Raw genomic sequence first — 22,365 nt, forward strand, 5'->3', positions numbered from 1 at the left:
TATAATTTAATAAATTTAAGGAGAAGAAATAATGATTTCATCAAAACAAATTAGAGAAATGTGAATTAATTTTTTTAAATCGAAAGGACATTTAGTGGTTGAATCAAAATCATTAATACCACAAAATGACCCTTCATTATTATGAATTAATTCAGGAGTTGCCACTTTAAAAGACTATTTTAGCGGAAAAAAAATACCTCCTGCTAAGCGAATTACAAATTCTCAAAAGTCAATAAGAACTAATGATATTGAAAATGTTGGAATAACCGCTAGACATCATACATTTTTTGAAATGTTAGGTAATTTTTCAATAGGTGATTATTTTAAAAAAGAAGCAATTGCTTTTGGCTATGAGTTTATCTTTGAAGTTTTAAAATTTGATAAAGAAAAAATTTATATAACATATTATGAAGAAGATAAAGAAACTTATGATAGATGAATAGAATTAGGCGTAAACCCTAGTCATCTTATTAAAGGTTCAAGGGATACAAACTTTTGAGATGTAGGTCAAGGGCCTTGTGGACCAGATACAGAAATATTTTACGATCGTGGACCTAAATATGATTCAAGAGGAATCGAATTACTAGTTAAAGATATTGAAAATGATAGGTATATTGAAATATGAAATATTGTATTTTCACAATTTAATAATGATGGTGAAAATCATTATACTGAATTAGCTACTAAAAACATTGATACTGGTGCTGGTCTAGAAAGAATTACATCAATAATGCAAGATGCACCTACCAATTTTGATACTGATTTATTTTTACCAATAATAAAAGAAGTAGAAGCAAAAACAGATTACCATTATGATATTAATAATTATTTTACTAAGGAACCTAAACAAACTAAAATAAACACACTTTTTAAAATAATAGCTGATCATATTAGAGCTAGCGTTAATGCTATAAGTGATGGTGTTAGCCCTTCAAATGTTGGAAGAGGATATATTATTAGACGTTTAATAAGACGTTCTTATCGTGCTGGACTCTCTTTAGGAATAAAAGAAAAATCTTTTTTATATAAATTAGTTAAAGTTGTAAAAGACTCCTTAATTTATGATATTAATGTTAAAGAAGTATCCAAAATAATAAAACAAGAAGAAGAACTATTTGCCAAAACCATTAAAGAAGGAGAAAAACTTTTAGAAAAAGAACTAGAAATTAATGGTTTCATTGATGCTAAAACAGCTTTTAAAATGTTTGATACTTATGGTTTTCCTATTGAACTAACTGAAGAAATATTAAAAGAAAAAGGTATTAAAATAGATTTAAATGAATTTTATGAGTTTTTAAAAGAACATCAAGAACGTTCAAGAGGAAATATAGAAGCTGGTATGCAAAAAGTAATTAATTCTTTATCTTTTATACCAGAGAAAGTTTCGGAATTTATTGGCTATGATTTTTTAGAAAGCACTTCAAATATTCTATATTTATTAAATGAAGAAGAAAAAATCTCTAAAACAAATAATAATGAAGATATATCTTATCTAGTTTTAGACAAAACTCCATTTTATGCAACAAGTGGTGGACAAAATCATGATTTTGGATATATGATTCAAAATAATAATAAAATTGAAGTATTAGATGTTTTTAAAGATAAATTTTGAAACCCTATTCATGTAATTAAGGGTACAATTAATAAAAAAGATCCAATTCAATGTTTTGTTGATAAGGACAAAAGATTAAATTATGCAAGAAATCATAGTTCTACGCACATTATGTTTCATGCTTTGCGTAAAACTTATAGTAATGATATAATAGAACAATTAGGTTCGAATATTCACCCTGAATATTTTACATTTGATTTTGGTTTAGATCATCGTCCAACCAAAAAAGAAATAAAAAACATTGAAAAAATAATGCGTGAATACATAGCTATGTCTTCTAAAAGAACTTATATTATCACTTCAGTAAAAAAAGCTCAAGAAATGGGAGCTTATATGACTATTGAAGAGTCAGAATATCATGATGCTAATAATGTTAGAGTAGTAGAATTTGAAAATATAACTAAAGATCTTTGTGGAGGAACTCACGTTGATAATTCTAGTGTAATTGAAGATTTTAAAATTGTATCTGTTGATTCAAAAGGAACCGGTATTTATCGTTTAAGAGTTGTTACTTCTAATAAATTGGTAAATAAATATCTTGAAGAAGAAATTTTTGAAAAACAAAAACTTTTATTATCTTTAGTTAAAAATAATAAACATTTGAATGAAAATTATGAATATAGTTTTTCAACAGAAATACCAAAGTTGAGTTTTGAAAAAGAAAAATTATTAGATGAATATGATGAAATAGAAGAAAAAATACGAGATGATTATAAAAAGTTTTTAAAACAAAAACAAAATGAAGAGGTTGATATAAATAATTATTCTTCGGAAATAATCAATAACATTGAAACTTATATTATCAACGAACATGATAATTCTTTATTAAAAAAAGCAATTATTCAAATTAGAGAAGCAAAACCTAATTCTTTAATTATTGGCTTTTCGCAAATAAAAGATAATAATTATTTTTTAATTGTAGCCTCAAAAAAATACGATGCTTTTCAATTTTTTAAACTAATAATAAAAGAATTGAATGGAAAAGGCGGCGGAAATAAAATTGTTTCTCAAGGATCAATTAATACAAAATTGAATGATAAAAATATTATTACAAAAATAAAAGGACTAATTAATGCGTAAATTAGCACTTGATTTAGGTACAAAAACTTGTGGATTTGCAATATCAGATCTAAATGAGATTATTGTTAGTGGTTTAGAGACATTAAGATTTGAAGAATGACATTTTATTGATGTAATTAAAAGAGTTGTTTATTATTTAAATGATAGTGAATATAAAAATGAAATTGATGCAATAATATTAGGATATCCTTTAAGAATGGATTTGCAAAAAAGTTCAAGAACAAAGATGGTAGAAAAATTTCAAAAACGATTACAAGAGAATTTATCTATACCAGTTTGTTTACAAGATGAAAGAGAAAGCACTATAAATGCTGAAAATATATTGTTTGAGGCAGGCTATAATGGCAAAAAAAGAAAAAGCAAAAAAGATTCATTAGCAGCTCAATTAATATTAGAAGATTATTTAAAAAGGAATAAAAATGAATAAAGACATTGAAATTAAAAAAAGTCCAAAAAAACTATATATTTTTTCTGAAGATAGAGAAATTATTTTAGAAGATAATTCTAAAGCCTACGTTTTGTTTGAAATAATAGAAAATGGAGAAAAGTTTTTAGTTCTAACTAATGGCGAAGCATTTATATTTACTAAAGAAGTAAATAATAGATTAGAAGAATTAGAAGATTCTGGAGAAATAGAAATACTTTTAGATTTATTAAGTGATTTTTTAGATGAAAATATCTTAGTGGATAAAGATGGTAATAGTATTATGGACAAATTAATTTTAGATTCTGAGGAAACAAATGAATAATAGCACTTACTATTCTTTAATTAAGGGTACTTCTAAAATATCACCTAAAACTAGATTAGGATTAATAATTTCGATTGTCTTGGTTTTATTGATAGCTATTATTGTTTTAATATTAAGTTTTTGATATAAAAAGAAAGCAATTAAAAAATATTTATCGCCCATTGAGCAAGAAGAAATAAATAAATTAAAAATAAATAATCCTAATTATGGAGTTGTGCTTAATGGAATTCAACCTTTATATAAAGATTATATAAATGATTTTTTAACTTGTTTTTTAATTAATACTATATATATAAATAAATATAAAAAAGTTTATCTTGAATCGGATAATGATTATTTAGCTATTTCAATAGCAAATTTAGTTAATGGAATAGATGTAGAATATAATGGATATTTTGATAAAAAAATTAGAGAAGATATTATTGAAAAATATCCAGAGCTAAACTTTGAAAATATAAAAACTGTATCAAAATCTCAAAATGTAAATGATTTTATGCTTTTTTTTAAAGAGGAATCAAATATAAAAAATATAATAGACAACAAATTAAATTTATTATCAGATAAAGGTATGGCAATAGTTTTAATTAAAAATTTTAAATCAATCAAAAATTATAAAAATTTGTTAAAAGAATATGATTTGAGATATGAAACACTTAAGTTTAAAAATAAAAGTGTTATACTTTTAGCCAAAGGTAATATTAAAAATAGAATAGAAAAAGGAGAATAATTTATGGATGACGAAAAAATTTATTTAACTAAAGAGAGTTTAAAAGAATATAAAGAAAGATTAGTTTATTTACAAGAAGAAGCAAGGCCTTTAGTTATTGAAGAACTAAAAGAAGCTAGAAATCAAGGTGACTTATCAGAAAATGCTGAATATGATGCAGCGCGTGATAAACAAGCCGCAATTGAAGCTGAAATTTTAAAAATACAACATATTATTGAAAATGCTTCAATTATTAAAACAGACTCTAAAAGTTCTCATATTGTACAATTAGGTTCATCAGTTAAATTATTTAAATTAAATACTAAAGAACTATTAGATGTTAAAATAGTGGGTGCTTTAAATGCCGATCCTTTTATAGGCAATATTTCAAACGTCTCACCATTAGCAAAGGCTATTTTAAATCATAAAGTAGATGATATTGTAGAAGTTGAAGGACCAAAAAAATATAAAGTTAGAATTGAAGTAATATATTAAATAAAATAATTTAAAAGTGAGCAATTAAACTTGCTTCACTTTTTTTATTAAATAAATAAATATTTATTTCAAAATAATTTCAAAACCAATTTTTGAATTAAATTTTGTTTAAAATTATTTATAGGGTAAAACTATTTTTAAATGTATTATAAAAATAATGATTACCCTTTTAAATATTTGTAGGAGAAAATTAAAAATGTTAACAAAGTTTTCTTTGTTAGAGTGTATAAAAATTTTGATAGGCTTAAATTTAAGCAAAAAAGAAAACAAAGATATTAAAATTCAATTGTATTTATATTTTGGAATACTTGTAGAAATATTTTTGTGTTTAATTCTATTTTTAGATGCTTTAACATATTATTTCATCAAGTTCAATATATTAAAAGAAATAAATATAGTATTTTTTGGAATAAAGCTCTTTTTATTAACAAGCTTTTATTTATCAGCTACTTTAATAATTAATAATTTTTTAGCAAAAAAAATTGCTAATTTGAATTCTGATTCTATAAAATATTTAAATTTTGAAGGATCTTATATTATTTATTGCTTGTTAAATAAAATAAAAATTAATAAAATCATTTCTTTAAATAAAGTCATAAATAACATTCTATTTATTTTTTATTTTTCTTTTTCATTTTTACCATTTCTAAAATTAACTGAAATAGAACTTTTTAAACAATTAAGTTGATTAGCAATATTTTTAATTTTAAAAATTTTTCTATTTGACATTATTGGAAGTATTTTTAGTTATTTTAATATATTTAAAAAAACTGATAAACTAAAAATAAATGCTGAATTAAGTAATTATATAAACCGTTTAGTTTTATATATTTTTATATTTTTCTATATATTTTTATTATTAATTATAGATTATTTTTGAATATTCTACAACGCTTCTGGTGATTGAAATTCTCTTATTTTATTGTATGCAGCTTATTGTTCTATTCCATTGTTTTATTTAATAAATTTAATAACAATTATAGTTGTATATAGAAAAGAAAAAAGCAAATTAAAATATTTATTATCTTTTATTCCTTTGTTCTTTTTTCCTTTAAAAAGTTTTAAAAGTTTTTAATTAGTATATAAATTTATAAAATAAATAACATAGGCTAATTTTGGTTAATCTAAAATCAATATGCCTTGTTTTTATATATTTTTTAAATCTAAACTTGTTTTTGTTTTTTAAAAATTAAAAGAAAATATTTGTTTTTTTTATGCAACTTTAATTTTTTTTATAATTTTAATTTTTTTTTAAAATTTAGTATATACTACTATAAGTGCACTTTTACAAACTTAAGTGTATGAGATAGTTCTTTGAAAACTGGATACGAATACCATAACGTCAATTTAATTTTAATTAAATAACAAAATAAAAAACATAATAACCAAAATCAAATTTTTAAGAGTTTGATCCTGGCTCAGGATGAACGCTGGCTGTGTGCCTAATACATGCATGTCGAGCGAGGTTTCTTTTGAAGCCTAGCGGCGAATGGGTGAGTAACACGTGCTTAATCTACCCTTTAGATTGGAATACCCAATGGAAACATTGGCTAATGCCGGATACGCATGGAACCGCATGGTTCCGTTGTGAAAGGAGCTTTATAGCTCCGCTAAAGGATGAGGGTGCGGAACATTAGTTAGTTGGTAGGGTAATGGCTTACCAAGACTATGATGTTTAGCCGTGTCGAGAGACTGAACGGCCACATTGGGACTGAGATACGGCCCAAACTCCTACGGGAGGCAGCAGTAGGGAATATTCCACAATGAGCGAAAGCTTGATGGAGCGACACAGCGTGCACGATGAAGGTCTTCGGATTGTAAAGTGCTGTTATAGGGAAAGAACACTTGGTTGAGGAAATGCTTCCAAGCTGACGGTACCCTGTCAGAAAGCGATGGCTAACTATGTGCCAGCAGCCGCGGTAATACATAGGTCGCAAGCGTTATCCGGAATTATTGGGCGTAAAGCGTTCGTAGGCTGTTTATTAAGTCTGGAGTCAAATCCCGGGGCTCAACCCCGGCTCGCTTTGGATACTGGTAAACTAGAGTTAGATAGAGGTAAGCGGAATTCCATGTGAAGCGGTGAAATGCGTAGATATATGGAAGAACACCAAAGGCGAAGGCAGCTTACTGGGTCTATACTGACGCTGAGGGACGAAAGCGTGGGGAGCAAACAGGATTAGATACCCTGGTAGTCCACGCTGTAAACGATGATCATTAGTCGGTGGAGGATTCACTGACGCAGCTAACGCATTAAATGATCCGCCTGAGTAGTATGCTCGCAAGAGTGAAACTTAAAGGAATTGACGGGGACCCGCACAAGCGGTGGAGCATGTGGTTTAATTTGAAGATACGCGGAGAACCTTACCCACTCTTGACATCCTTCGCAAAGCTATAGAGATATAGTGGAGGTTAACGAAGTGACAGATGGTGCATGGTTGTCGTCAGCTCGTGTCGTGAGATGTTTGGTCAAGTCCTGCAACGAGCGCAACCCCTATCTTTAGTTACTAACGAGTCATGTCGAGGACTCTAGAGATACTGCCTGGGTAACTGGGAGGAAGGTGGGGATGACGTCAAATCATCATGCCTCTTACGAGTGGGGCAACACACGTGCTACAATGGTCGGTACAAAGAGAAGCAATATGGCGACATGGAGCAAATCTCAAAAAGCCGATCTCAGTTCGGATTGGAGTCTGCAATTCGACTCCATGAAGTCGGAATCGCTAGTAATCGCAGATCAGCTACGCTGCGGTGAATACGTTCTCGGGTCTTGTACACACCGCCCGTCACACCATGGGAGCTGGTAATACCCAAAGTCGGTTTGCTAACCTCGGAGGCGACCGCCTAAGGTAGGACTGGTGACTGGGGTGAAGTCGTAACAAGGTATCCCTACGAGAACGTGGGGATGGATCACCTCCTTTCTACGGAGTACACAATTGTTATGGAAAAATTATTTGTATCCAGTTTTGAGAGATTTATCTCTCTGTTCTTTGAAAACTGAATATCGACATTGAAAAATTAAATTATTAATATTTCAAAGTTTAGATCAACCTATAGAATATAAACATCTATAATAAAAAGACAAACAATAGGTCATACATAAAAATAAATAAAACTATTAAACAAGATAAGAGTTTTTGGTGGATGCCTTGGGTCTGGAAGTCGAAGAAGGACGTGATTACCTGCGATAAGCCTCGGTTAGCTGGAAATGAGCTGTGATCCGGGGATTTCCGAATGGGGAAACCTAATTGAGCTAATCCTCAATTATCATATCGATGAATCCATAGTCGAATGAAGAGACACGCTGTGAATTGAAACATCTCAGTAGCAGCAGGAAGAGAAAATAAAGAATGATTCCCTCAGTAGTGGCGAGCGAACGGGGAAAAGCCCAAACCAGCATTCGTTGCTGGGGTTGTAGGACTACATTTTAGAGTTACAAATTTTACATATAGCAGAATAAGTTGGAATGCTTAAACATAGAAGGTGAAATTCCCGTAAGCGAAATATGTAAATCTCTTTGTAGTATCCTGAGTAGGGCGGGGCACGTGAAACCCTGTCTGAATCTGCCGGGACCACCCGGTAAGGCTAAATACTAACCAGACACCGATAGCGAACTAGTACCGTGAGGGAAAGGTGAAAAGAACCCCGGGAGGGGAGTGAAATAGATCCTGAAACCAATTACTTACAGTTAGTCAAAGCCCGTTAATGGGTGATGGCGTACATCTTGCAGAATGGACCGGCGAGTTATGTCAACATGCAAGGTTAAGTGGATTAAAGCGAAGCCGTAGAGAAATCGAGTCTTAATAGGGCGCTTTAGTATGTTGATATAGACCCGAAACCAGGTGATCTACCCATGAGCAGGTTGAAACTTAGGTAACACTAAGTGGAGGACCGAACCGTAGTACGCTAAAAAGTGCCCGGATGACTTGTGGGTAGGGGTGAAATTCCAATCGAACTTGGAGATAGCTGGTTCTCTCCGAAATAGCTTTAGGGCTAGCGTGTAGTGTTAAGTGATGGGGGTAGAGCACTGAATATGGAATGGCGGCGCCTAGCCGTACTGACTATAATCAAACTCCGAATACTATCATGAATTACTATGCAGTCGGTACATCGGTGATAACGTCGATGCACGCGAGGGGAACAACCCAGATCGTCAGCTAAGGTCCCAAAATTGTGTTAAGTGAGAAAGGTTGTGGAATTTCTTAAACAGCTAGGATGTTGGCTTAGAAGCAGCCATCGTTTAAAGAGTGCGTAATAGCTCACTAGTCGAGAGGTTCTGTGCCGATAATTCAACGGGACTAAAACACAATACCGAAGCTACGGGCATGAAAATGCGTTAGGAGAGCGTTGTAAGGGCATTGAAGCCAGACCGTGAGGACTGGTGGAGCGCTTACAAGTGAGAATGCCGGTATGAGTAACGATTCAGAGTGAGAATCTCTGACGCCTATTGGGGAAGGTTTCCTGGGCAAGGTTCGTCCACCCAGGGTTAGTCGGGTCCTAAGACGAGGCCGAAAGGCGTAGCCGATGGACAACAGGTTAATATTCCTGTACTTTCTATGAATGTGATGGAGTGACGGGGGAGGATAGTACTACCACTTATTGGATTGTGGGGTAAGTAGCAACTGGGTTGTGTAGGCAAATCCGCACAGCTTAACCGGGAACTATGATGCATAGTGAAAGGGCAACCAAGTAGCAAATTGGATGATTCCATACCTCTTAAAAAAGCTTCTAACTTAAGTTTATAGAAACCCGTACCGAGAACGGACACACGTCCCCAAGATGAGTATTCTAAGGCGAGCGAGAAAACCAATGTCAAGGAACTCTGCAAAATCATCCCGTAAGTTCGCAAGAAGGGATGCCCACCCTAAAAAGTGGGCCGCAGTGAATAGTAAGGGGGAACTGTTTATCAAAAACACAGCTCTATGCTAAGTCGTAAGACGATGTATATGGGGTGACTCCTGCCCAGTGCCCGAAGGTTAAGCAAAGATGTTAGTTATGCGAAGCATTGATGTGAAGCCCGGGTGAACGGCGGCCGTAACTATAACGGTCCTAAGGTAGCGAAATTCCTTGTCGGCTAAATACTGACCTGCACGAAAGGAGTAATTATCTCTTAACTGTCTCGACATTGGACTCGGTGAAATTATGGTTCCGGCGAAGACGCCGGAGACCCGCATCTAGACGAAAAGACCCCGTGGAGCTTTACTATAACTTCATATTGGAGTTTGATTTAACTTGTGTAGGATAGGTGGGAGACTATGATGCTTGGACGCTAGTTCAAGTGGAGTCATCGTTGAAATACCACCCTTGTTACGTTGAACTTCTAACTTGTTGCCATAATCTGGCAAGAGGACAGTGTGTGGTGGGTAGTTTGACTGGGGCGGTCGCCTCCTAAAGGGTAACGGAGGCGTTCAAAGTTACACTCAATACGGTCAGAAACCGTATTAAAGAGCATAAAGGTAGAAGTGTGATTGACTGTGAGACCTACAAGTCGAGCAGGTGCGAAAGCAGGACTTAGTGATCCGGCGGTTCTTCGTGGAAAGGCCGTCGCTCAACGGATAAAAGCTACCCCGGGGATAACAGGCTTATCTTTCCCAAGAGATCACATCGACGGGAAGGTTTGGCACCTCGATGTCGGCTCATCGCATCCTGGAGCTGGAGTCGGTTCCAAGGGTTGGGCTGTTCGCCCATTAAAGCGGTACGCGAGCTGGGTTCAAAACGTCGTGAGACAGTTTGGTTCCTATCTGATGTGGGCGTTGGAATATTGATGAGAGCTACTCTTAGTACGAGAGGACCGGAGTGGACGCACCGATGGTGTGCCAGTTGTTCCGCCAGGAGCATAGCTGGGTAGCCAAGTGCGGCAGGGATAACCGCTGAAAGCATCTAAGCGGGAAGCCCCCTCAAAGATGAGTATTCCCTATTAAATTCCTTATAGACTATGAGGTTGATAGGCTGGAGGTGTAAGTGCAGTAATGCATTCAGCTGACCAGTACTAATAAATTGATTGGTTTAATAGTGATTCTATAGAAGTAATCTAAATTATTTGTCGATATTCAGTTTTCAGAGAACAAAAAAATGCGATGAGCCGCAAAATGAAATCCTTAATTGGATTTTTTTATTTTTTTAAGATTACTTAAAATAAAAAAATAATTTATCAACTGTTTATCATTTATAATTAATAACTATGAAAAAAGAGCAAATTATTAAAAATAATTTAGGTTATGGTGGAGATTTATTTGTATACCAAGATAAAAGTATGTTTAATTATTCGGTAGATACAATTTTATTGGGTAATTTTTTAGCTATTAATCGCAATGTTTCTAATATTTTGGAAATTGGCGCAAATAATGGAGCTCTTTCTATTTTTATTGCTGCTCGATCAAAAAAAATAAAAATAGATGCAATTGAAATTCAATCAAAAGCAGTTGAACTAGCTAAAAAAAATATAAATTTAAATAAATTTAATAATCAAATTAATATTATAGAAGCAGATTTTAAAGAATATGCAAAAGATTACGCTTTTAAATGTGGAAATAAATTAGCTAAAAAATATTCTTCTATCGTTGCCAATCCACCTTATTATAATGAAAATTATAATCAGACTAGAACAACTGGTACAAATGAACAAAAACTAGCTACCCATGAAATAAATTTAAATTTAGAACAATTAGTATCTTTATCTTCAAAAATTATCGAACAAAAAGGTTATTTAACAATAGTTTTACCTATGGCTAGATATATTGATTTAATTTACTTATTAAGAAAATATAATTTTGAACCTAAAAGAGTACAATTGGTTTATACTAGAATTAATAGTCAACCTAAATTTTGTTTAGTTGAAGCAAGATTTAATTCAGGTTGAGGAACATATTTTGAACCAAATATATATTTACACAATGAAGATATAAATGATCATTCTTATCGTTTAGAAACTCAAAAGTTATATGTTCCTATCAAAGCTAAAGGAGAAAAATAATTATGAATAATACTAATAAAAAAACTTTTTACATTACAACTCCTATTTATTATCCTAGTGGTAATCTTCATATAGGACATTTATTAACTACAACTTTAGCTTGAGTATATCGTAATTTTAAAAAAACTCAAGGATACGATACTTTTTTTAGTACTGGCATAGATGAACATGGTCAAAAAATTCAAAAAAAGGCTGAAGAAAGTAATCTAGACCCTCAAAAATATGTGGATATGCAATCTAAAAAATTTGAAGATTTATGAAATAGATTAAATATAGATTATGACTATTATAGTCGCACCACTAATATAGATCATGAAAACACAATAATTAAAGTATTTCAAAAAATGTATGAAAAAGGTTATATTTATAAAGATAGTTATTCTGGATTGTATTCAGTAAGTGATGAAGAATTTTTTACTAAAACACAAGCTGTTTTTAAAAATAATAAATACTATCATCCAAGTTCTAACCATGAACTTCAAGAAATAGAGGAAGAAAGTTATTTTTTTGATATGAAAAAATTTCAACCTTGAATTAAAGAATTTTTTAACAAAGAAACTGATTTTTTAACTAATAAAAGTACTCATAAAGAACTATTAAATAATTTTTTAAATAAGGGATTAGAAGATTTATCAATTACTAGAGTTTCTTTTGATTGGGGTATTAAAATTCCTAAGAATGATTATAATGATCAAAAGCAACATGTTATTTATGTGTGATTAGATGCTTTGTTTAGTTATTTAACAGCTTTAGGCTATCAAACTAATGACAATTCTAACTATCTTAAATATTGAGAAAATGGAAATGAAAGAGTACATGTTTTAGCTAAAGAAATTTCACGTTTCCATTCTATTTATTGACCAATATTTTTAAAATCTTTAGATATAAATTTACCAACAAAAGAAGTAGTACATTCTTGAATAATTACTCCTGAAGGCAAAATGTCGAAATCTAAAGGAAACGTTATTGAACCTATTCCCTTAATTGAAAAATATGGGCCAGAAGAAATAAAATACTTTTTTAGTTCACAAGTTAATATAAATAATGATTTTTCTTTTAGTGAAGAACTTTTAATAAATGTTTTAAATGCCGATTTAGCTAATAATTTTGGTAATTTGGTAAATAGAACTATTAAAATGATTAATCAAAATTTTGATAATGGTACAAAATATATACATGAAAATATTCAAGAAATTGATAACAGTATTCTTTTAGAATTATCTAATATATATAATGAATATGTAAATTATTTTAATGATTTTCAAGCTGATAAAGCATTAAAAGTAGCTATTGCTTTATCTTCAAAATTAAATGAATATATAGATTTAACAAAGCCATGATTATTAAAAGAAAATTTAACTAGACTTAATGTAGTTTTAAACACTTTATTAAATGGTATTTATGTAGTAACCTTAATGTTTTCAGTTGTAATGCCTAATAAGTGTGCTACAATATCACAATTTTTAAATCAAAAAAATCTAAAAAAAGAAGATATAACTAATTTTTCTAAATTTGATAATATTAATCCTAATGCAAATAAAATTTTATTTGCAAGAATAGATAAAAAATAATTACTACTCAGATTAACAATCTGAGTTTTTATTCTCTTTTTTTGGTAAAATTAGCACATGAAATTTATAGATGAAGTTAATATTATAGCAATAGCAGGAAAAGGTGGTGACGGCATCATCAGTTTTCGTCGTGAAGCCCATGTTGATAAAGGTGGTCCAGATGGAGGTGATGGAGGTAACGGAGGTTCAATTTTTTTTCAAGGAGATCCTGGCCAAAACACTTTATTACCTTTTTATTATCAAAATAAAATAAAAGCTGAAGATGGAGAAAATGGTAAACCTAAAAATGCTTATGGTAGAGGAGGAAAAGACTCAATTATAAAAGTACCATTAGGAACAATGGTTTACAAAGACGGTCAATTAATAGCTGATATAATTTCTGAAGAAAAATATTTAATTGCTAAAGGCGGAGAAGGCGGAAAGGGAAATTTAAGATTTAAATCTTCAAGAAACACTGCACCAAGAATTTGTGAAAATGGAACCGCTGGTGAAAAATTAGAATTACACCTGACTTTAAAAGTTTTAGCTGATGTTGGGTTTTTAGGCAAACCAAGCGCAGGTAAAAGTACATTGCTTTCAATGATTTCAAATGCAAAACCTAAAATAGCAGATTATGATTTTACTACCCTCGTTCCACAATTAGGTTTAGTGAAATATTATGATAAATCATTTGTTGTAGCCGATCTTCCCGGCCTTATTGAAAAAGCTTCAGAAGGAAAGGGATTAGGTATTCAATTTTTAAAACATATAGAACGTTGTAGATTAATATGTCATATTATTGACTTTGGTTCAAAATATAAAAATCCTATTGAAGATTATGAAGTTATAAATAAGGAATTAAAATCTTACAATCTTAAATTAGAAAAATTACCACAGGTTATTATTGCTAATAAAAAAGATTTAGAATATTTTGGTGTTCATATTAAAGAATTTAGACAAAAATATCCAAAATTAAAATTAATTGAAAATTCCGCATTTATAAATTCTAACATTGAAGAAATTAAAAAAGAATTATGAAATTCATTAGAAAAATCTAAGTCTTCAATGTTAGATCGAATTAAAGATAATAATGAAGATGTTGTTGTTATTCAGTTAGCAAAAAATCCTATTGAAATAAAAAAACTTTCAAATGGTACTTATGAAATAATAGGGGATGAGGTTTGTAAAATTTATGATAAAGTACCTGTAATTTCTCAAGATAACTTGTGAAGATTTAATGCTAAATTAAAATCATTGGGTGTTTTTGAATTAATTAAAAATTCAAAAGTTAAAGATGGAGACACAATAAAAATTAAGGATTATGAATTTATATGAAATTCTGAAAATTTTTAAATTTTGTGTCAAAAAATTTTAAAAATAAAGCAAAAAAAATACTGCTTTATTTTTTTATTTTTTATTAAATTTACATTGAAGCAATATTGATATTTTTTCAATGTCAATATTAAAGACTTTTCAATATACATTTTTTTATGTGTTTCAAGCATAAAAAAAGCAAAAAATATTGAAAAATAAAGGAATATTCAATAATAAAAAATAATTATTTATTTTAAAATATTATAATTTTAAAGGATACATCTTTTGTGGGACATATTTAATGCATATAAATGTGGGTGTATCTAAAGTTCGAATTTTATTTATATTGAATTTATATGAAAGGAAATATTATGGCCGAAGAACAAATGGTTGTTACTTCAAGCACAAAGAAAAAAATTAGTTTCTTTGCAGCCATCATGGTTGTTATTGGTTCATCAATCGGTGTTGGGATTTTTCTAAGATCTAAATCAGTTCTAGAATACTCAGCAGGAAATATTGCTTTAGCTTTAGCAACATGATTGATCGCTGGTTTTGCTGTAATTACTTTAGCTCTAGCACTAGTTGAAGTAGCTTCAGGACGTAACGACAACTTAGGTATGATTGGTTGAACAAAAGCTTTTAATACATTGTATATTTATAAAGCTAATAAGTTCTTTATGACTTATCTATATCTTCCATTTACATACTTTTTCATGCCTTACTATGTAATCGTACAATTCCAAGATGGATTTCAAGGTTTTGGCATGACAACTACATTTGGAAATTCAGAATCAGCTCCATGATTCTACTTCTTAATTGGTTTAGTATTAACTCTTTGAATGTTGTTTTCAGCAGGTCTAAGTGGACGTGCAGGAAATATTCAAAACTTAATTATTACATCAGTTAAGTTTATTCCTTTAGTAGCTATTGTTATTGTAGGTTTCTATTACTTCGCTACTCAACGTTTAGGAGGATCAGATTCAGTTTGAACTCCAATTACAGTTGATAATTTATTTGACAAGAGTTCAAACTCATTCTTAAGATTAACTCCAGTATTAGGAATTTTCGGATCATTAGCAGGTATCTTCTTTGCTTTTGATGGTTTCTATGTTTCAGCTGGTATTCAATCTGAAATGAAAAACCCAGAAAAAACTCCTGCTGCTTTAGTTGTTGGTTTATTCACAATGACAGGTATTTATATACTAATTGCAGCAGCTATGTCATTGGGTGCTAAATCAGGTGGATTCTATGACTTTGGTGGTTTATTAAGCAAAAGTGGTCATGGATGAGCTTTTGGTGCTATTAACATTATGATAGCAATTGGTGTTATCGGTATCTTAAACGGTTTCTCAATGTGAGCAACACGTTTCGTTGAAGACTTAATTAAGGAAGGAGAAATTTTCGTTCCTGCTAAAGCTTATAGATACATGAAACACTCAAACACTCCAATTATTGGAACATTATTCTGTTTAATTTTATCATTACCATTTATGATTGTATTTACAGTTATAGGTGCTTATGCATATCTAGACTTCTGAGGTGTTGATGGTGCAACTCCAGCTGACACTGTATATGGATGAAACATCGGTAGATTATTATCGTTCTCAGACTTAATGGCTGACTGAATGGCAGTATTCGCATTTGCATTCATTGCATTTTCAATTATTGGTGTTCTAGAAAACAGAAAGAAACACTTCATTGCAGTTAAAGAAAATAAACACACTGTATGAGCAGGTTATGTAGCTATATTTATGGTTATGATAACAATGATTATTAAGATGTTAGATCCATTTATTTCATTGGGTATAACATTAGGTAGATATATGACTCCAGGAGCAGACTTAAATGCTCTAAAACCTGACTTAATTGCTTACTCAGCAACATCAGGATTATTCATTCTATACATGGTAATCATGTTTGCTTCTACTCCAATCGAAAGAAGAATAGCATTATCAAATAAAGTTAAATATGACAGAATTTTAAATGGTGAATACTGTGAATGTGAAGCTGATAAATACTGCCCATGTAAAATTGCAGATATTAGAGAAGCTAAAGAACTAAATGATTTAGTTCTACACTCATATGCATCAGCTCGTTTATCATAATTATTTGATAACTTTTAATAGCCAATACCAATTTTGGTATTGGTTTCTTTTTTATTATTGAAATTAAAGGTTTATTTTTAATAAAATATATAATGTTATAAACTTAAAGGAGAGCAAATGAAAAAACAATTAGAAGTTTTGCCAGAAATAACAAATGAAATGTTAAATACTAATATGAAATTAGGTTTAAATAATGAAGAAGCTAGTTTAAGACATAAAACTTTTGGAAAAAACGAATTAAATAAAACAAAAAAAGCGAATCCTTTTTTAGTTTATTTATCACAATTTAAAGACATTCTTGTAATCATTTTAATGTTCGCTTCTTTATTGTCTTATATTTTTGCTATAATAAGTGGCGTAAGAAATAATTGAAATTTTGATTCAAAATTAGTGGTTGAATTTGTAGAACCCTCTATTATAATGTTTGTTGTTTTATCAAATTCCTTAATAGGAGCCATTCAAGAAATAAAAAGTGCAAAAGCAGTTGATGCTTTAAGCAAATTAAATCCTTTGCAAGCAAAAGTTATGCGAAACGGTTCTTTAATTAATTTAAATTCTTCTGAAATTACTATAGGAGATGTTGTAATTTTAGAAGCTGGAGATGTTGTTCCTGCTGACGGATATTTATTATTTTCTTCTAATTTATCAGCTATTGAAAGCTCCTTAACAGGGGAAAGTGAACCTGCCTATAAAGATTATATGGCAAAAAGAGATTTTGATTTAGCTCTTGGTGATCGTAAATTTATGTTATATTCTTCTTCAATAATTGCAACAGGAACAGGATATTACGTTGTTAGTGCAATTGGTTCTCAAACAGAATTAGGTAAAATATCTTCTTTAGTAAGTTCACAAAAGCAATCTCTTAGTCCTTTACAAATTAAAATTAATAGATTAGGAAAAATTTTTGGATATGTTGGAATAGCCTTATTTTTAGCAAGTATATTGATGCAATTATTATTTGCAATTCCAAATACAGCCCATTTTAAAGACATGTATTTTTGAAGCACAGTAATAGTAAATGGGGTATCTTTAGCAGTTGCTGCCATTCCAGAAGGCTTGATAGCCTTTAGTTCAATAATTCTAGCTATAGGAATTCAAAAAATGGCTAAAAAGAATGCCATAGTAAAAGGATTAATGGCCGTTGAATCATTGGGTAGTTGTGGAATTATATGTTCAGATAAAACAGGAACATTAACTCAAAATAAAATGACTATAGTAAATTTATATGATTTTAAAACAAATAAAATAGACAATTTAAGTAATTTAAAAATAGATAATAGTTTTTTAAAATTAATTGAATATGGTTCATTGTGTTCCGAAGCTAATTTAGTATTTGAAGATGGAGAATATAAACCTGTTGGAGATCCAACGGAAGTTGCCTTTTTATATTCTTTAGAAAAATTTTCTAAATATAAAACTAAAGCCGATTTAATTAATGAATATCATAGAATAAGTGTTTTACCTTTTGATTCAGATCGAAAGTTAATGAGTACTATTAATAAAATTAATGATAAGTATTTAGTTATAGTAAAAGGAGCTCCAGATGTTTTAATTAATAAATCTTTTTTAGATAATAAACAAAAAGATTTAATTTTAAAAAAGAATAATGAATGAGCAAATAATGCTTATAGAGTTCTAGCAATAGCTTCTAAAGAAATTTCTAAAAAAGATTTAGATAAATTTAAAAAATTGAATTCAAATCAAAAAAATGCTTTTTTAGAAAAAGAATTGAATTTTGACGGTTTAGTTGCAATGATTGATCCTCCAAGACAAGAAGCAAAAGACGCTATATCTATTTGTAGAAGTGCTGGAATTAAACCGGTTATGATTACTGGAGATAATATAAATACAGCTATTGCAATAGCAAAAAGTTTAGATATATATCGAGACGGTGATAAAACCATAACAGGAATAGAATTAGATAAAATATCGGATGAAGATTTAGCTAATAGTATTGAGAAGTATTCAGTATATGCTCGTGTTAAACCTGAGGATAAATTAAGAATAGTAAATGCTTGACAAAAACGTAATCAAGTAGTAGCTATGACTGGAGACGGTGTAAATGACGCTCCGGCCTTAAAAAAAGCAGATATAGGCTGTGCTATGGGCATAACAGGAACTGAAGCTTCAAAACAGGCAGCTGATATGATTTTAGCAGATGATAATTTTTCAACAATTGTTAGCGCAGTTAAAAATGGACGTTCGATTTATCAAAAAATAAAAAATGTTATTCAAAACCTTTTAATTACTTCAATAGCTGAAATTATTCTTGTATTTTTTGGTTTAATTATTTTTAAATTAATATTTAATAGTTGAACAGAATTAGCTGGAAAAGAAATATATATATTATCAGCAACACAATTGCTGTGAATTAACTTATTTACTCATGGTTTTCCTGCTATAGCTTTGGGATTGCAAGATTCAAAAGAAAATTATATGAATCAAAGACCAATTTCAAAGTATGAATCTATTTTTGCTAATTATATGGGAATAAACACTTTATGGCAAGGAATTCTAATAGGAATAATGTCCATGGTAGCATATTATTTGGGTGCTTTATGAGCTAAATATAATGATCCTAATAATATTCTTGGAGCCGCTTCAACAGTAGCATTTTTAGTATTAGGAATTACTGCTACATTTAATTCAATAAATTTAATGTCTAAAAAACCTGCTATAATGTCTAACCCTATTTTTTATTGAAAAGTTTATAGTTCGGTCATATTTTCTTTAATATTTCTATTATTAGTAGCTTTTGTTAATCCTATTGCAAAAGTGTTTAAAGGCCATGAGCAATTATCTAATTCTCCTATTTTAATAGCTTATGGATTGGGTATTCCATTAATATTAATACCAATATATTTTGTTCATAAAATAATCTTATTATCAATTGAAAAAAAGAATAATAAATTTAAAAAAATTAAAGAATTTGAAATGATATTAAGCCCTAAAGAAATAAAGCAAATTAATAAAAAATAAACAAAAAAATGCATTAATCTGCATTTTTTTTGTATATCTCTATTCTATTGTTTGTTTCGAATATTTCTCCATCTATTTGAGAAAAATTATTCGGTATATTTTCTATTTTAATATTTTTTCCAAATAGTTGAGTTACACTTTTTACTTTAGTGTGTAAACCTGAATATACTAAACTAAATACACATAATAATTTTATAGTTTTAATATTTGAAATTATAGTTACACTTAAATAATCTTTTTTAATATTAGCTTTTGGTGCTATTTTCATTCCAGCTCCATAATATGGACCATTCATTACTGATATTAAACTAACTTTATTAAATATATATTCCTTGCCATCTATAGTTAATTTTATATTATCCATAGGTTTAAATTTCTTTACACAATCTAAACTAACCTTAAAAAAAGAAGCTTTTCCATCTTTATTTTTTTTATCATTTGTTGCCTTTGCTATCATGGCATCAAGACCAAAGCCAGCCCCATTTAAAAAACTTCGTTCTAAATTTCCAGATTTAATAATAGGTAATTTATGCAAATATTCATTTATTCTATAAAATTTTCTTTTAATTACTTTGTATTCTTTAGTTGCTTTTATATTTCTAATAAAATCATTACCAGTACCCGCTTTATAGGCATAAATATCTGGTAGATTTTTTATATGTCTTAATTTATCAGTAATGTGAGTTAAAGTGCCATCCCCTCCTATTATTACAATTGTGTCTTCTTTTTTGACATTATCAATTTCTTTTTTGTAATCTTGAATTTTGGTAATGTCAATTACTTTTAAATTATCTTTTTTAAAAGTATTAACTGTTTTAGAAACAATATTAAAAAGTTTTCTTGGATTTTTCCCACTTTTGGATAGTAAATTATATAAAACATATAGCATAGAATATTATTATATAAGATAAGATTAAAAAAAGACACAATTTATGCTTATTGAATATGTTAATTAATTTTTTTTTAATTAAAAAAAGCGCGTTTTAAAATATAATTTAACAAAATATGAATAAAAAAAATATAAGAAATTTTGCAATTATAGCTCATATCGATCATGGCAAGAGTACATTGGCTGATCGTATTTTAGAATTTACTAATACAGTTTCAGCTCGTGAAGCAAAACCTCAAATCTTAGATTCTATGGATTTAGAGCAAGAGCGGGGAATTACAATTAAACTAAACGCTATTCAAATTAAATATAAAGATTATATTTTTCATTTAATTGACACCCCCGGTCATGTTGATTTCACATATGAAGTTAGTAGAAGTTTAGCTGCATGTGAAGGAGCAATACTTTTAGTTGATGCAACGCAAGGCATTCAAGCTCAAACATTAGCTAATGTTTATTTGGCAATTGAACACAATTTGGAAATAGTTCCTGTTATTAATAAAGTAGATTTAATTAGTGCTGATCCAGAAAGAGTAAAAGAAGAAATAAAAAATATTATTGGAATAGATGCTTCTGATGCTATACTCATATCTGCTAAAACTGGAATAAATATAGATCAAGTTATTGAAGCAATAATTAATCGTATTCCTGCTCCTAAGGAAGCGAATAATTCTAAACCCTTAGAAGCTCTAATATTTGATAGTTATTTTGATAATTACCGAGGGGTAGTTATTTATGCTCGTCTTTTTAATGGAAAAATAAATGTTGGCGACAAAATATATTTTATGCAAACTAAAAAATCATATACAGTTACAGAATTAGGAGTAAAAAATCCTAATGAAGAAAAAAGAGATGAACTTGTAGCTGGAGAAGTAGGATGGATAGCAGCATCTATTCGTGATGTAAAAGATGTCGCTGTCGGTGATACTATTACACAATTAGATAATCCTGTTGCCATGCCATTAGTTGGTTATAAGAAAATGAAGCCAGTTGTTTATACAGGTTTTTATCCTGTTGACACTAGAGATTATAATGCTTTAAAAGATGCTTTAGAAAAAATTAGTTTATCAGATTCTTCTATAGTTTGAGAACCAGAAACTTCAAAAGCTTTAGGATTTGGGTTTAGAATAGGTTTTTTAGGTCTTTTACATATGGATGTTTTGCAAGAAAGACTTGAAAGAGAATTTAATTTAGATATTTTAGCTACAGCTCCATCAGTAGAATTTGTTATTACGTTAACAAATGGTGATATTGAATATATTACTAATCCATCACTTTTCCCTGATCGTAGTTTAATTAAATCAATTGAAGAACCATATATTAGAGCTTCAATTATGCTAACTGAGGAATATATTGGTCCAATTATGGAATTATGCCAATCTAAAAGAGGGAAATATATTAATATTGAATATTTAGATGATAAAAGAAGACGTTTAATTTATGAACTTCCATTAAATGAAACAATTTTTGACTTTTTTGATTTAATGAAAAGTTATTCAAAGGGTTATGCTTCTTTTGATTATGAGCATATTGGGCTACGTGAAAGTGATTTAGTTAAAGTAGATATTATGCTAAATGGTGAAAAAATTGATGCACTTGCTCTAGTAGTTCATAGGGACTTTGCTTATGCAAAGAGTCGTGAATTAACAGAAAAGCTAAAACAAGTAGTTCCAAGAAAAAATTTCGAAATTCCAGTTCAAGCAGCAATTGGGGGTAAAATTATAGCAAGAGAAACAATTAAAGCATATCGTAAAGATGTTACTGCTAAGCTTTATGGTGGCGATGTTACTCGTAGACAAAAATTACTAAATAAACAAAAAGCCGGTAAGAAAAGAATGAAACAAATCGGAAGTGTAGAAGTTCCACAAGAAGCATTTTTGGCTATTTTAAAAACTGATACACAAAAAAAGGGGTAG

General features: G+C 29.7%; 13 protein-coding genes and 2 rRNA genes. 14 read left to right on the forward strand and 1 reads right to left on the reverse strand.

Annotation, left to right across the window (positions count from 1 at the left end; all coding sequences use genetic code 4):
* Nucleotides 1-31: 31 nt before the first annotated feature.
* The 13 genes from alaS to DMC14_RS01020 all read left to right on the forward strand — a co-directional run bounded on the left by alaS (nucleotide 32) and on the right by DMC14_RS01020 (nucleotide 19,560).
* Entirely contained in the window at nucleotides 32-2,692 is a 2,661-nt protein-coding gene (gene alaS / locus DMC14_RS05870) for an alanine--tRNA ligase (protein WP_116171963.1), read from the forward strand.
* Nucleotides 2,685-3,119 (forward strand): Holliday junction resolvase RuvX, encoded by a 435-nt coding sequence (ruvX, locus tag DMC14_RS05875; protein WP_116171964.1) that lies wholly within the window; start codon nucleotides 2,685-2,687, stop codon nucleotides 3,117-3,119. The genes alaS and ruvX overlap by 8 nt, the downstream gene beginning before the upstream one ends.
* Nucleotides 3,112-3,441, forward strand: a complete 330-nt coding sequence (locus DMC14_RS00970; protein WP_116171965.1) for a hypothetical protein — start codon at nucleotides 3,112-3,114, stop codon at nucleotides 3,439-3,441. The genes ruvX and DMC14_RS00970 overlap by 8 nt, the downstream gene beginning before the upstream one ends.
* Complete coding sequence (locus DMC14_RS00975; RefSeq protein WP_116171966.1) at nucleotides 3,434-4,168, forward strand: BC85_0335 family putative methyltransferase; 735 nt, start codon at nucleotides 3,434-3,436, stop codon at nucleotides 4,166-4,168. Before DMC14_RS00970 ends, DMC14_RS00975 begins: the two co-directional genes overlap by 8 nt.
* A gap of 3 nt (nucleotides 4,169-4,171) precedes the next feature.
* Nucleotides 4,172-4,642: a transcription elongation factor GreA gene (gene greA, locus DMC14_RS00980; RefSeq protein WP_116171967.1), complete on the forward strand. Its 471-nt coding sequence runs from the start codon at nucleotides 4,172-4,174 to the stop codon at nucleotides 4,640-4,642.
* A gap of 196 nt (nucleotides 4,643-4,838) precedes the next feature.
* Nucleotides 4,839-5,717: a hypothetical protein gene (locus tag DMC14_RS05880; protein ID WP_116171968.1), complete on the forward strand. Its 879-nt coding sequence runs from the start codon at nucleotides 4,839-4,841 to the stop codon at nucleotides 5,715-5,717.
* Nucleotides 5,718-6,037: 320 nt separating this feature from the next.
* Nucleotides 6,038-7,560, forward strand: a 16S ribosomal RNA gene (locus DMC14_RS00990).
* A gap of 195 nt (nucleotides 7,561-7,755) precedes the next feature.
* Nucleotides 7,756-10,653, forward strand: a 23S ribosomal RNA gene (locus DMC14_RS00995).
* The 16S and 23S rRNA genes sit together here, the layout of an rRNA operon.
* A gap of 167 nt (nucleotides 10,654-10,820) precedes the next feature.
* Nucleotides 10,821-11,612, forward strand: coding sequence for a tRNA1(Val) (adenine(37)-N6)-methyltransferase (locus tag DMC14_RS01000; RefSeq protein ID WP_116171969.1), 792 nt, complete (start codon nucleotides 10,821-10,823; stop codon nucleotides 11,610-11,612).
* 2 nt (nucleotides 11,613-11,614) lie between these two features.
* On the forward strand, nucleotides 11,615-13,183 hold the full coding sequence (gene metG, locus DMC14_RS01005; protein WP_116171970.1) for a methionine--tRNA ligase: 1,569 nt from the start codon (nucleotides 11,615-11,617) through the stop codon (nucleotides 13,181-13,183).
* 57 nt (nucleotides 13,184-13,240) lie between these two features.
* On the forward strand, nucleotides 13,241-14,515 hold the full coding sequence (gene obgE, locus DMC14_RS01010; RefSeq protein ID WP_116171971.1) for a GTPase ObgE: 1,275 nt from the start codon (nucleotides 13,241-13,243) through the stop codon (nucleotides 14,513-14,515).
* 317 nt (nucleotides 14,516-14,832) lie between these two features.
* Nucleotides 14,833-16,581, forward strand: a complete 1,749-nt coding sequence (locus DMC14_RS05885; RefSeq protein WP_277870951.1) for an APC family permease — start codon at nucleotides 14,833-14,835, stop codon at nucleotides 16,579-16,581.
* 117 nt (nucleotides 16,582-16,698) lie between these two features.
* Complete coding sequence (locus DMC14_RS01020; protein ID WP_116171973.1) at nucleotides 16,699-19,560, forward strand: cation-translocating P-type ATPase; 2,862 nt, start codon at nucleotides 16,699-16,701, stop codon at nucleotides 19,558-19,560.
* A 13-nt stretch (nucleotides 19,561-19,573) separates the two neighbouring features.
* On the opposite strand, the gene DMC14_RS01025 is transcribed toward DMC14_RS01020, so the two are convergent.
* Entirely contained in the window at nucleotides 19,574-20,449 is an 876-nt protein-coding gene (locus tag DMC14_RS01025; RefSeq protein WP_116171974.1) for a diacylglycerol kinase family protein, read from the reverse strand.
* A 116-nt stretch (nucleotides 20,450-20,565) separates the two neighbouring features.
* Here DMC14_RS01025 and lepA point away from each other — a divergent pair, with 116 nt between their 5' ends.
* Nucleotides 20,566-22,365 (forward strand): translation elongation factor 4, encoded by a 1,800-nt coding sequence (gene lepA, locus DMC14_RS01030; RefSeq protein ID WP_116171975.1) that lies wholly within the window; start codon nucleotides 20,566-20,568, stop codon nucleotides 22,363-22,365.

The organism is Metamycoplasma phocicerebrale (assembly GCF_003383595.3).
Lineage (GTDB): Bacteria > Bacillota_I > Bacilli_A > Mycoplasmatales > Metamycoplasmataceae > Metamycoplasma > Metamycoplasma phocicerebrale.